Genomic DNA, 12,897 nt, shown 5'->3' on the forward strand with positions numbered 1-12,897 from the left:
TGAGCCGGCGTCGACGTCGGCAGCCCCGCGCTAACTCCTCCAAAACGGGTGCCAGGCCCACAGCCAGGCCGCCCAGCGCCGATTCTGGAGGAGTTAGCTCGCACGTCGAGGCCGGAACCCTCACCGCCCGACGTAATCGCGCGGCGCCACTCCTCCGGGTCGCGAGCGGAGCCGCGCGCCGGGGGCGCACCTCCCGGCAGCGCGTCGAGGTGCGGCATCGGATGCGCGGCGAGGCCCCGCGGGCGCCAACCTCGCCGCTAACTCCTCCAAACGGCGACCCGGCCTGCAGCCCGGCCGCCCAGCGCCGACTCTGGAGGAGTTGGCCCGCACCGGCGCCGGTGCCGGCGCCAGCACCGTGCCGGAGTCCTGCGCGGCGCACCGCCGGGGCCGGCCGGGCGACCTCCCAACGGCGCCCACCCGCCCGCCCGAGCCGTGCACCCCGACGCCGGTGCTCCGACGCGCGTCGGCGCTCCGGACTAGACCTTGGTGACGATCGCGGCGCGCTCGCGCCAGGTGCGGGCGGTCACCCGGTCGAGGGCCACCTGGCGGCGCAGGGCGTCCGCCTTCTCGTAGAGCGACGGATCGCCGAAGCTCGTCAGCACCTTCACCAGCACCGGCAGAAGCTCGATCATGAAGAAGAGCGCCGCGATGAGCCAGTGCGCCCAGGCGAGCACGGGTTCCCGCTGCGACAGGCGCTCGAGCGCGGTGATCTGACTGAGGATGCCCTGCGCTCCGGCGTTCGTATCGGCGACGGCCGCCGCGCGCTCGTTGTAGGCGGCCAAGGCGGCGTCGTATTGCGCGCGTGCTGCCGGTAGCTCGTCTTCGGCCTGCTGGGTGTTCTGCGCGGCCGAGTTGGCTGCGGCGTCCGTGCCGGCCGCGTTCGCCGCGGTGAGGGCGGCGGTCGCCTGCTGCAGCTGAGCCGCGAGATCGTCGTACGAGGTCTGCGCCTGCGCGAGCTGCGCCTGCGCGGCATCCGAGCTCGCGCCCGACCCCTGCACGCCCGTGCACCCGGGAACCGTGCCCGCTCCTTCACCGGTGAGCTCGCACTGGTAGAGCGCGCGCGCCTGGTCGATCACCGTCTGCCGCTCGGCGAGTTGCGCCGTGAGCTGGTCGACCGTCTGCTGCGCGGCGACCGACTCGGCGGATGTACTGGAGGTACCCGCCACGATGCCGGTGGCCGCCTGGTTCTCGAGCGCACTCACGCGTGCACTCGCCGCGTCCAGCGCCTGCTTCTCCGGGCCGCTCGTGACCGCATCCTGATCCGACAGCGCCTGCGAGACGTTCGTCGAGGTGACCTCCCGCGCGATGTCGTTCTGGAAGATCTGCAGCACGAGCGGTTCCGCCACGACGATCCCGATCAGTGCGGCCATGATGACGCGCGGGAACGCCAGCCCGATGAGCCGCCAGACGTTTCGGGTGGAGCGCATCGTCGAGGTCAGGAAACGGTCGAGGTTGAAGATGATGAGCGCCCACACGATCGCGAGCACCACCGCGATCCACGGCGAGATCCGCACCCCGGTGACGAGGGCGAACAGCATCGACAGGGCCGACACGAGAGCCGTTCCCGCCAGCACGAAGAACATCTGCACAAAGCGGGGAGTCTCGGTCGGCACGTCATCGAGCACGTCGTTCTCCGCGCCGCCGAGCACCGCGAGCCGTCGACTCCAGGTCAGCCTGCGGCGGGACCGGGGCGAGCGGGGCCCTCGGGAGCGCGGCGGTCGTTCCGCGGGAGTCGCGTCGTCCGCGGGCGGATCCGTCGCCAGGGTCGCGGGGGTCTCCGGCTCGGGTGCCGTGTCCGTCACCGCCGTGTCCGTCACCGCTGTGTCCCCCACCGCCGGGGCAGCCTCCGGCTCGGGGCCTGCGTCCGCCGCGGCAGCGTCGTCGACCGCGGGCGCGTCGCCTCGGACGTCCGACAGGTACAGCGGGTCGCCCTCCGCCTGGGCGGGAACGGTGAATCGACCGTCGGAGCCGAACTCACCGGGACGATGTGCGGAAAATGACATCCGCTCAGGGTAGGAGTCGCAACTTGTGTAAGAGATGGATGCGGAGCGCTCCGCATCCATCTCCTACGTCACTCGAGCATCTCCGCGTCAGTCGAGGAAGATGTCGGGGAACAGCTCGGCATCGGGCGTGCCGGGCACCGCGGCGTAGCGCGAGAAGTCGGTCACGCCGGACTCGGTGAGCACGTCCTCGACCACGAGCGTCCGCCCGGTGCGCTCCGCCGCGGGCCGGCGCAGCACCTCGTAGGCCGCGTCGGCGTAGATCTCCGGCGTGCGGCTCGCGCGCATCATCCGTTCGCCGCCGAGCGAGAACTGCACAGCGGCGGTCGCGATCGTCGTGCGCGGCCAGAGGGTGTTCGCGGCGATGCCGTCGCTTGCGAATTCGGCCGCGATCCCGAGGGTCGCCATCGTCATCCCGTACTTCGCGAGCGTGTACCCGGTATGCGCGCCTAGCCACTTCGGCGACAGGTTCAGCGGCGGCGAGAGCGAGAGGATGTGCGGATTCTCGGCGTCCTTCAGCATCGGCACAGCAGCCCGCGAGAGCAGGAACGTGCCGCGCACGTTGACGTCCTGCATGAGGTCGTACTTCTTGGCCGAGAGGTCGAGCGAGCCGGAGAGGTCGATGACGGAGGCGTTGTTGATCACGATGTCGATCCCCCCGAACTCCCCCTGAGCCTTCATGACGGCGTCCGTGATGTCGTCGTCGTTGCGCACGTCGCCGACGAGCGGCAGCGCGCGTCCGCCCGCCTCGACGATCGCCGCGGCCGCCGTGTGCACGGTTCCTTCGAGCTTCGGATGCGGAGTGTCGGTCTTCGCGAGCAGCACGATGTTCGCGCCGTCACGGGCGGCGCGCAGCGCGATCGCGAGGCCGATGCCGCGGCTTCCGCCCGACATGAGGATGGTCTTGCCGGCGAGAGTGCTCTCGGTCATGAGGTTCCTTTCGAGCGGGACGAGCGTCCGGATGCGGCGGCGAACGCGGCGACGCGCGCGTGCGCGTCGGGGGTGTCGAACGCGGCGCCGATCGTCTGCGCCTCGTCGTCGAGGTTCTCTGCGAACGCCCGGTGCGCGCCGGTGCGGACGAGGCGCTTGGCCTGCCCGAACGCCCCGGTCGCGTTGTCGAGCCAGAAGCGGGCGATCTCGTCGGCTCGCGCGCCCGGGTCCGTCGCGATCTCCGCGATGAGTCCCCAGTCGAGCGCCTCGGCGGAGGACAGCGTGCGGTCTTGCAGCAGGAGCTGTAGCGCGCGGCGCTGACCGATCGCGGCCGGCAGCAGGGTCGACACCCCGAGGTCGGGGGTGAGTCCGATGTTCGCGTAACGGCTGACGAACTTGGCACCCTCGGCCGCCACGATGTAGTCGGCGGTGAGCATGAGCCCCAGCCCGCCGCCGGCGACGGCGCCCTGGACCGCGGCGACCACGGGCGTGTCGGATTCGACGAAGGCCCGGATGCCGGCGTGGATGACGTGCGCCGCATCCGTCACCGCGGAACCATCCGCCCCCGAGGTGGCCATCATCATCACGTCGCCGCCCGCGCAGAACGCGGGCCCGACGGCGTCGATGACGATCGCCCCGACGGCGGGATCCGACGTCACCTGGCGCGCGACGTCGCGCCAGCGCTCACCCATCGCGAAGTCCATGGCGTTCAGCCGGTCGGGACGATTGAAGGTGACACGGGCGAGGCCCGCCTCGACGTGGAGGAGGATCGAGTCGCTCATCGCGGCGCCATCCGGATCGCGCCGTCGAGTCTGATCGTCTCGCCGTTCAGGTAGCCGTTGCGGACGATCTCGAGCACGAGCGAAGCGTATTCGTCGGGCCGCCCGAGTCGCGCCGGGTACGGGACCTGCTCACCGAGCGAGTCCTGCGCGGCCTGCGGCAGGCCCTTCAGCATCGGGGTCTCCATGATCCCGGGCGCGATCGTGACGACCCGGATGCCGTACCGCGCGAGTTCGCGCGCGATCGGCAGCGTCATCGCGTGCACGCCGCCCTTCGATGCGGAGTAGGCGGGTTGCCCGATCTGCCCGTCGAAGGCGGCGACGGACGCCGTGTTGACGATCACTCCCCGGTCGCCGCCGACGCCGTCGGGAGCGGATGCGGCCATCGCGGCGGCCGCCTGCCCGATCACGTTGTAGGTGCCGACGAGGTTGATGCGCACGAGCTTCTCGAAGTCCGCGAGGGGCGTCGGCCGCCCCTCGCGGTCCAGCACTTTCGCGGGAGGGGCGATGCCGGCGCAGTTCACGACCACGCGAAGCGGGCCGGCCCGGGTCGCCGCGGCAACCGCGGCCGCGACCTGGTCGGGGTCGGTGACGTCGGCGGGCGCGAACGTGCCGCCGAGTTCGGCCGCGCGCTCGATGCCCGCGGACGAGGGCAGGTCGACGATCGTGACCGCTGCGCCCGCGGCCGACAGCCGTTGCGCGGTGGCGAATCCGAGGCCGCTGGCCCCGCCCGTGACGAGGGCGGATGCGCCCGTGAGGTCCATGCGTTCTCCTTCGAAGGACGGAAATCCAGTGTCAGCCTACGCGCGACTCGGTGCCACCGTCACCCCGCGTCCGCGCGGTCGCCGCCCGGCCCGCCACCGCCCGCATCCGGTCTTGGAGCAGGCTCAGAGCGCGAAGACGAAGGTCCAGCTGCCGGCGAGAACGGCGCCGGCGACGGATGCGGCGGCCACCGCGACGGCGAGCACCGCGAGCACCGCGTCGCGCCAGCCGAGCCGCGACGGCCGCGCCCAGGTGCGCACGCCGTCGGCGCCGAAACCCCGCGCCTCCATGGCGGTGGCGAGCTTCGTGCCCCGCCGGATCGACAGCACGAACAGCGCGAACGCCTGGCCGAAGAACCTCCGGATGCGGTGCTCGTCCGCCACCCCGCGTGCTCGTCGCGCCATGGCGAGTTCGCGCCAGTCCGTGACGAGAAGTCCGACGAGCCGCAGCCCGGCGAGCGCTCCCAGCACGAAGCGTGCGGGCAGGCGCAGCAGCTGCGCGAGGCCGTCGGCGAGGTCGGTCGGGTCGGTCGTCGCGAATAGCACGACGCTCGGGATGGCGATCGCGAGCACGCGCAGCACGATCGCCGCCGCGAGGTCGATCGACCCGTCCGTGATGCGGATGAGGCCCCACTCGGCGTAGACCTGCCCCGACGGCCGCCCGTACAGCACGGTCGCCGCGCCGCCGATCAGCGCAGCGATGAGGATCGGCCACGTCCGGAGCCAGAGCGCCCGCACCGGAAGCCGTGAGAACGGCAGCAGCACGAGGGATGCGGCCAGCGTGATGCCGGCGGAGACCGGGTCGATCGAGAGCAGCAGGGTGAGGGTGACGACGAGCGTCGCGCCGAGCTTCGTGACGGGGTTGACGCGGCCGAGGGGGCTTCGCCGCACGTCGAGTGCGAACAGGCTCATCGCGCCGCCGTCACGACGAGTCGCTCGTCGGCGAGCGCCGCGACGAGGCCAGGATCGTGCGAGACCATGCAGACCGCCGTTCCCGCGGCACGCACCTCGTCGATCAGTTCGGCGAGTTCCCGCCAGGTGCGCGCATCCTGCCCGTACGTGGGCTCGTCGAGCACCACGACCTGCGGCCGCGTCGCCAGCACGGTCGCGACCGTCAGCCGGCGCTTCTCGCCCCCCGAGAGGGTGAACGGATTCACGTCGGCCAGGCGGGCGAGTCCCAGCCGCTCCAGGAGCGGGTCGATCCGGGCGGCCACCGCATCCGGCGCCATCCCGAGCGCGCGCGGACCTACCGCGAGTTCGTCGCGCACCCGGGTGGTGAGCAGCTGATGCTCGGGGTCCTGGAAGACGGTGCCGATGCGGGTCAACAGCTGCCGGGACCGCCAGCGGATGGGGTCGGCCGCGGCGCCCGCGCGCAGCCCGTCGGCGGCGATGACCCGCCCCGAGACGGGCGCGAGCAGACCCGCGAGGGTCATCGCGAGCGTCGACTTGCCGGCCCCGTTCTCGCCCGTGACGGCGAGGGTCCGCCCGGCGCGCAGCGCGGCGCGGATCCCGGATGCGGCAACCACCGGCATCCGCTCCCCGAACGCACGGCGCCCGACGGCGAGGTCCTCGGCCGCGAGCAGTACGTCGGCCGTGCCGCTCCGGGGGGCGACGCGGGCCGTCACCGGAACGCCCGGCACCCACACGCCGGCGTCGCTCAACGTCTGCGCATGGGCGCCGAAGACGGCGGACGGCGCCCCGTCGGCCAGTACCCCGCCCTCGGCCGACAGCACGACGACCCGATCGACGTGCTGCGCCCACAGATCGACGCGATGCTCGACGACGACGAGCGTCGTGCCCGCCTGCGCCGCCCCGGCGACGACGGCGTCCCGCACCTCCACCGCACCGGCGGGATCGAGATTCGCCGTCGGTTCGTCGAGCAGCAGCAGCCCCGGTCGCATCGCGAGCGCCCCGGCCAGGGCCAGCCGTTGCTTCTGACCACCCGACAGCGCCGCGGTCGGGTGGTCGAGGGCGACGCCGAGGCCCACCGCATCCGCCGCCTCCCGAACCCGCGCGTGGATCTCGTGCGCGGGCACGCCCAGGTTCTCGCACCCGAACGCGATGTCGTCGCCGACGCGGGCGAGCACGACCTGCGCGTCGGGGTCCTGCAGGACGAGCCCCGCCCGTCCCCGCGCACGGAGGGGCGGCACGCCGTCGAGCAGCAGCTCGCCCGCACCGTCGCCGTCCTCGGCATCACCGAGGACCCCGGCCATGGCTTGGAGCAGCGTGGACTTACCCGCGCCGCTCGCGCCGAGCAGCAGCACGCGCTCGCCCGCCTCGATCGTCAGGTCGAGGCTCGAAACCGCCCACCGTCGCCTGCCGGCGTGCCGCCACCCCCACCCGCGCGCGACGACGCGCGCCCCGCCGCTCACGCGGCGTCGGCGGATTCCCGGGTCAGCGCCTGTCGGCCCGAGGCGAATCGGTCGAGGGCGCCGGTCGCGGCGAGCGCGCGGGCGACCAGCCACGAGCCGAGGCCCGCGATCAGGATTCCGGAGACGATGGCTGCCCCGAAGTAGATCGCACGCGGGCCGAAATCGTAGGCCGCGATCGACGAGAAGTTGGTGTCGAGCAGCGCGACGGCGAGGCCGGCGATCGCTCCCGAGGTGAGCGCGACGATCAGCCGGTAGTTCGCGTACGCGAACAGCGCGAAGCCGAGTTCGGCGCCGAGCCCCTGCACCACGCCCCACACGAACGTGAGAAAGCCCCACTGCGTGCCGACAGCCATCGACACGACGGCCGCGACGATCTCGGTGTACAGCGCTGCGCCGGGCTTGCGGATCACGAGCCCGCCGAGCACACCCGCGAACAACCAGCCGCCCGAGAGCAGGCCCTCCAGGCCCGGCAAGAACGCGAGCCCCGTGCTGAGCGGAGTCCAGGCCTGGCCCCAGACCCAGAAGATCACCCCGCTCGCGACGCCGATGACGCTGGCGACGACGATGTCGACGACCCGCCAGCGAGAACGACCCGAACGGACGGATGCGGACGTAGACGTGTGCATTGAATGCTCCTTCCTGCGCTGGCATGACCCAGATCAGGTTCGACGGTCGAAGCGTGGATTCGCTTCCTCTCAGCCCGGCACACCGGACTCCCGTGGTTGACGTGCCGAGTATAGCCCCGGGGTCGCGCTACCGTAGGCGAGTGACCGTCGAGCGCCCGATCCCGCAGACGCGGCGCGCATTGCGCGAGGGCGCGGCCAGCGAATCCGACCGTCTCGACACGGCGCCCGACCCGCTCGACGCCGATCCGGCCGCCGTGCCCGCGATGGTGGCATCCGCCGCTCTCCCCGCCGAATCGGTGACGGTCGTCATCCCGCCCGAGTCGCCCGCCCTCGGCTGGGTCGACGAGACGCTGGTCGTCGCCCGGGCCGCGCAGACGCCGCAGCTCGACACGGGCACTCCGGCCTACGTGCCCGTCACCGCCGACCTCCTCGCCCGCGCACCGCGCCGCTCGCCGCTCCGGCCGGGCGTACTCGTGCCGTTCGGCGTGTTCGTTCTCGTCATCGCGATGTACTGCGCCACGACCCTTTTCTGGCCGCTGTACGCCGTCGCCCCGGCGGTCGCCGACATCTACGTCGAACCCGTTCCCGCGGCCGCCGCCGCCGAACCGTGGCCGGCGACCGGCAGCGCGGCCGTCGCCGTCGAGGGAGTCGCCGCGCCCGCCGCATCCTCCGGCGATGTCGTGCCGATCGCGAGCATCACGAAGCTCGTCACGGCCCTGCTGGTGCTCGACCAGATGCCGCTCGCCCCCGGCGAGCAGGGCCGCGACTACCAGTTCACGTCCGCCGACCGCACCGACTTCCGCAACTACCGCGCCCGCGGCGAGTCATCGCTCGACGTCCCCGTCGGCGGTTCGCTGACCGAATACCAGATGCTGCAGGGCATGCTGATCGGCTCGGCGAACAACTACGCGAAACGCCTGGCGACGACGATCTGGCCGACGGATGCGGTCTTCGCCCAGGCCGCCAACGACTGGCTCGCGCAGCACGGTCTTTCCGGCATCACGATCGCCGATCCCACCGGCATCAACGCGGGCAACACCGCATCCGCGGAAGCGCTCATCGCCCTCGCCGACCGTGCCCTCGAGAACCCCGTGATCGCGGAGATCGTGCGCACCCCGTCGGTCGAACTCCCCGGCGCCGGTGTCGTCACCAACTCGAACCCGCTCCTCGCCGACCCCGGCGTGATCGGCCTGAAAACCGGAACGCTCGACGAGTACAACCTCCTCGCCGCCAAAGAGGTCGCGATCGGCGACACCACCGTGCGCATGTACGCCGCGGCCCTCGGCCAGCCCGACCGCGACACCCGCAACGCCGCCACCCGCGCCCTCTTCGCGCAACTCGAACAGGAACTCCAGCTCCGCCCCTCGGTCGCCGCGGGCACGGTCGTCGGACAGGTGCAGACCAAGTGGGGCGACGCCGTGCCGATCATCACCGCGGGCGACGCCGATGTCGTGCTGTGGAACGGTGCTGCCGCAACCGTGTCGTCCACCTTCGACCTCGGTGACCACCGCGACGACGGCGACGTCGTCGGCACCCTCGACGCGGTCGGCCCGCTCGACAGCACCGCCGTCGACCTCGTGCTCGACGGCGAGATCGACGAGCCCAGCCCGTGGTGGCGCCTCACGAACCCCCTGCAACTCTTCGGCCTCGTCTGACGCCGCGCCGCGCTGCCCCCCCCCCCCCGGCTCGCGTGTCGCAATGCGCCGTCGCGTGGCGCCGATTCGGTCACGTGAGCGCACCCGACCTTCGCTCACGTGACGCAATCCGCCGCCGCGCGGCGCCGATTCGGTCACGTGAGCGCGCCCGACCTCCGGCTCACGTGACGCAATCCGCCGCCGCGCGGCGCCAATTCAGCCGCGTGAGCGCGCCCGACCTTTGGCTCACGTGACGCAATCGGCCGCGCCGGCGGGCCGATTGCGACATGTGAACGAGTAGACCTCTGCGCCACGGCGGGGCGGGCGCGGCGGGCGCGGGCGGCGGGGGCGCGGCGGCGGGGGGCGAGACGGGGCGGGGATCAGGCGCGGAACTGGGTCGATCCGAGCACGCGCTCGACCTGGATCTCGAGCACGACACGGGCGGGGTTGGGACTCGGCTGACGGTAGCGGGCAGCGTAGAGCTCGACCGCGTGGGCGACCGCATCCGCATCCTCGACGATGCGCGCCGGGCCCTCGAAGCTGATCCACCGGCCACCGTCGACCGTGTTGACGGACGCCCGGCCGGTGCGTTCCACGTTGCGGAACTTCTGCGTGCCCCGGCTGCCGATGATGCGGACGACACCGTCGAGGTACGTGATGCCGACCGGCACCGAATGGATGCGACCGTCGCGGCCGAGCGTGGAGAGGGTGGCGAGGTGGTACTCGGACAGGAACTCGCGGGCGGCGTCGGTGATCACCCGACCAGCCTGCCACCTCCCGCTGTGCGATCGGGCAACCCGATCAGAACGGCCAGACGAGCGGCACGTAGAGAACGGCGACCGCGAGGAAGACCAGCGCGAGCGGCAACCCGAGACGCCAGTAATCACCGAATCGGTAGCCCCCGGGCTGCATGACCATGAGGTTCACCGGCGTCGCGATCGGCGTGAGGAAGGCCGCCGCGCCGGCGACGGTGAGCGCCATCATGAACGGCTGCACGCTCACACCGAGCGAGGCCGAGATCGACACCGCGATAGGGGCGACCACCAGCACCGTGGCCACGTTCGAGATGAACTGTCCCAGCACGAGCGTCACCAGGCAGACCACCAGCAGCGCGACGTACGGCGAGCCCGTGCCCCCGATGCGGAGCACCGCATCCGCCACGACATCGGCCGCGCCGGTCGAAACGAACGCCTGCGAAAGCGGGATCATCCCCGCGATCAGGATGACGGTGGTCCAGCTGATGGCCCGATACGCCTGCGCCACGGGAAGCGCCCGCGTCACCACCAACGCCGCGGCCGCCAGAAGACCGACCACGGCGGGCGGCACGACCCCACTGGCGAGCAGCGCGACCGTCAGCGCGAGGATGACGAGGGCTCGCTTCGCACCCCGACCCAGCGGAACCGCGCGCCGAAGCAGATGGGGCGAGGTCACCGCGATCACATCCGGCGAGCGCACGTAGCGGTCGAGCGACGCCCACGGGCCCTGCACGAGAACGGCGTCACCGGCACGCAGCCGCGTCATCTCGCCGGGGCGGGCCGCATCCGTCTCCGCATCCGCGCCGCGGCGCACCCCCAGGATGACCAGGCTCTCCGCCCGCGTCGTCATGCCCGCGCAGACGTCGCGCCCGATCAGGCTCGAGTGCGGCGCGACGAGCACCTCGACGACGCCCTGCTCGGCCGACAGCAGCGCGCTCGTCGTTGCGGAGATGTCGTAATCCCGGCGGAATGCGCGCGCGGCGTCGCGGATGTCGGGCGCCGCATCGCCGAGCTGCACCGGGATGCGCTCCGGCAGCAGCCGCGGACCCAGCACCGTCACCAGCAGCACGGTGAGCACGACCAGCGGCGCGCCCACGAGCGCGAACTCGAAGAACCCGAAGGCGGTGCCACCGGCGCTGACCGCCAACTCGGACACCACGGGATTGACCGGCGTGCCCGCGAGAGTGAGAAGCGACCCGGCGCTCGCCGCGAACGCGAACGGGATGAGGAGCTTCGAAGGCACGAGGTTCGCCCGCACCGCCACCACGACGACCACCGGAAGGAGGGCCGCGACCGCGCCGTTGATGCTGATGAACGCCGCCAGCACCGCCGCACACGCCGACACGATCGCGATCAGGCGGGCGGGCCGGGTGCCGGCGAGGGGCACGATCCGTTGCGCGAGCCAAGCGGTGACGCCCGTGGCATCGAGCGACTCGGACACAACGAACAGCGTCGCGATGAACAGCACCGTCGGATCACTGAACCCCGCCAACGCCTCCGGGAGCGTCAGCACGCCGGTCACCCAGAGCGACAGCAGCACCCCGAGGGACACGACCTCCAGCGGCACCTTGCCCGACACGAACGCGACGACCGCGACGCCCAAGACGACGAAGGTCACGATGATCGGGTCCACCCCGCCACGTTAGCCCGGCGCCCGGGCGGGCGTGGGGCTGGGGGCGGGAAAGGGCGGCGGGTCAGGGCACCACGCGGGCGGGCCGGCGGGCACCGGAGGGCGGGGCGGCGGGGCAGGGCAGCGGGGGGCCGGCCGGTCAGGGCACCGGAGGGCCGGCGGGTCAGGGCACCACGCGGGCAGGCGGGCTCAGACGAAGCGGACGGTCTGGTCCAGCCGCGTACGGATGTCGAACACCTCGTTGCCGCCGATGTCGCGCGCACCCGGCACACCGCGGCGAAGCACGGTCGACAGGGCGGACCGCCCGGCGACCACGACCGGAACCCCGCGCATCGAACCGAGCTCGGTGATCTGCTGCACGACGTCCGCATCCGGCAACACCACGATGGCGCCGCTGAACCGCACGCCGGCCGCGCGGGCGACCGTACGCATCCGTCCGAGCAGGTCGCTCACGGGAGAACCCGGAACCGCCGGCCCCACGATCTCGCCGCGGCGGAACCCGATCGGGCCGCCGAAGTCCTCCGACAGCACCCCGTACAAGCCGCTGGGCCCGAGCACGATGTGATCGAGCTTGTCATCGGGGCTGCCGCCCCGGCGAGCCGCCGCGACGTCGTGCCACACGCTGAAACCCATGCCGAGGTCGGCGACGGTGCGGGCCGTCGCCTCCTCAGCGAGCGCGTCGGCGAGCAGGCGCCGGATCTCGCGGGGCGCGGAACGCACGAGCTGGGCGTCGTACGGGTCCTCGAGCGGGGTGCCCCGACCGACCCACTCGCGGATCAGATCGAGGTAGCGTTCGCGGCGCCATCCGCCGGGCTGACCCGCCGAACGCGCACGCGGGCGGGTGTCGGCGCGCGCCCGCGGCGCGCTCCATCCGGCCGAGATGTCGCCGTCCTCGGGGTCGGGCGCCGCCGATCCGCGCCCGCGGTCGTACGCGGCGCGGGCCGTCGCCGTGCCGACGAGCTCCCAGGCGTGCTGCACGCGAACGAACAGCGCAGCATCGCCGCCGGTGTCGGGATGGGTCTCGCGCAGACGGGTGCGGAACGCCTTCCGCAGCTCGTCGTCGGATGCATCCGCCGCGACTCCGAGCACTTCGTACGCCGACGCGGACAACGGACTGTCGAACACGCCGCCTCCTTCACGCGCCCCCACGGCGCCCTTCAGGCTAACGCGCCCGCGCTGTGCAGGGACCGTGGGCCGCCAAGCGGGGCGCGGGGCAGCGCGCGGTGGCTGGTTCGAGGGATGTGGCACGTGAGTCGTCGGACCGGTGGGGCTGAAGTGAACACATGAGGCAGATGAGGCACCCCACCCGCATCCCATCCGACGACTGCGGCGGCATCCACGCGGAACCTACCCCGGCCGCGGCTCGGCTAGCCCCGAACCACGCGGCTCGGCCCTACCCGGCCGTCGACC

Annotated in this window: 11 protein-coding genes and 1 riboswitch; of the genes, 1 reads left to right on the plus strand and 10 read right to left on the minus strand. The window is 72.6% G+C overall.

From position 1 onward, the window contains the following. Positions 1–476: 476 nt before the first annotated feature. The 7 genes from LMI96_RS13500 to LMI96_RS13530 form a co-directional block, all read right to left on the minus strand. Complete coding sequence (locus LMI96_RS13500) at positions 477–2,003, minus strand: DUF4407 domain-containing protein (protein WP_228361858.1); 1,527 nt, start codon at positions 2,001–2,003, stop codon at positions 477–479. A gap of 87 nt (positions 2,004–2,090) precedes the next feature. Beyond that, positions 2,091–2,930 carry an NAD(P)-dependent oxidoreductase gene (locus tag LMI96_RS13505; protein ID WP_228361859.1) on the minus strand — a complete coding sequence of 280 codons (840 nt, stop codon included), beginning with the start codon at positions 2,928–2,930 and terminating at the stop codon, positions 2,091–2,093. Next, the gene (locus LMI96_RS13510) at positions 2,927–3,712 is read right to left on the minus strand and encodes an enoyl-CoA hydratase/isomerase family protein (RefSeq protein WP_223723090.1); all 786 of its coding nucleotides are present in this window, start codon (positions 3,710–3,712) and stop codon (positions 2,927–2,929) included. The genes LMI96_RS13505 and LMI96_RS13510 overlap by 4 nt, the downstream gene beginning before the upstream one ends. After that, positions 3,709–4,473, minus strand: a complete 765-nt coding sequence (locus LMI96_RS13515) for an SDR family NAD(P)-dependent oxidoreductase (protein ID WP_228361860.1) — start codon at positions 4,471–4,473, stop codon at positions 3,709–3,711. Before LMI96_RS13515 ends, LMI96_RS13510 begins: the two co-directional genes overlap by 4 nt. A gap of 123 nt (positions 4,474–4,596) precedes the next feature. After that, complete coding sequence (locus LMI96_RS13520; RefSeq protein ID WP_228361861.1) at positions 4,597–5,382, minus strand: energy-coupling factor transporter transmembrane protein EcfT; 786 nt, start codon at positions 5,380–5,382, stop codon at positions 4,597–4,599. After that, positions 5,379–6,842: an ABC transporter ATP-binding protein gene (locus LMI96_RS13525; RefSeq protein ID WP_228361862.1), complete on the minus strand. Its 1,464-nt coding sequence runs from the start codon at positions 6,840–6,842 to the stop codon at positions 5,379–5,381. The genes LMI96_RS13520 and LMI96_RS13525 overlap by 4 nt, the downstream gene beginning before the upstream one ends. Then, on the minus strand, positions 6,839–7,468 hold the full coding sequence (locus tag LMI96_RS13530; RefSeq protein WP_223723094.1) for an ECF transporter S component: 630 nt from the start codon (positions 7,466–7,468) through the stop codon (positions 6,839–6,841). The genes LMI96_RS13525 and LMI96_RS13530 overlap by 4 nt, the downstream gene beginning before the upstream one ends. Then, a riboswitch (TPP riboswitch) is annotated at positions 7,462–7,572 on the minus strand. (Overlaps the previous gene by 7 nt.) 36 nt (positions 7,573–7,608) lie before the next feature. On the opposite strand from LMI96_RS13530, the gene LMI96_RS13535 reads away from it, so the two are divergent. Beyond that, positions 7,609–9,123 (plus strand): D-alanyl-D-alanine carboxypeptidase family protein, encoded by a 1,515-nt coding sequence (locus tag LMI96_RS13535; RefSeq protein ID WP_228361863.1) that lies wholly within the window; start codon positions 7,609–7,611, stop codon positions 9,121–9,123. 359 nt (positions 9,124–9,482) lie between these two features. On the opposite strand, the gene LMI96_RS13540 is transcribed toward LMI96_RS13535, so the two are convergent. The 3 genes from LMI96_RS13540 to LMI96_RS13550 all read right to left on the minus strand — a co-directional run bounded on the left by LMI96_RS13540 (position 9,483) and on the right by LMI96_RS13550 (position 12,612). Continuing rightward, positions 9,483–9,860 carry a PPOX class F420-dependent oxidoreductase gene (locus LMI96_RS13540; RefSeq protein WP_228361864.1) on the minus strand — a complete coding sequence of 126 codons (378 nt, stop codon included), beginning with the start codon at positions 9,858–9,860 and terminating at the stop codon, positions 9,483–9,485. 43 nt (positions 9,861–9,903) lie between these two features. Further along, positions 9,904–11,490 carry an SLC13 family permease gene (locus LMI96_RS13545; RefSeq protein WP_228361865.1) on the minus strand — a complete coding sequence of 529 codons (1,587 nt, stop codon included), beginning with the start codon at positions 11,488–11,490 and terminating at the stop codon, positions 9,904–9,906. A 186-nt stretch (positions 11,491–11,676) separates the two neighbouring features. Beyond that, the gene (locus tag LMI96_RS13550) at positions 11,677–12,612 is read right to left on the minus strand and encodes a J domain-containing protein (protein WP_228361866.1); all 936 of its coding nucleotides are present in this window, start codon (positions 12,610–12,612) and stop codon (positions 11,677–11,679) included. Positions 12,613–12,897: the final 285 nt, after the last annotated feature.

The organism is Microbacterium sp. cx-59, assembly GCF_020805625.1.
Taxonomy (GTDB): Bacteria; Actinomycetota; Actinomycetes; order Actinomycetales; family Microbacteriaceae; genus Microbacterium.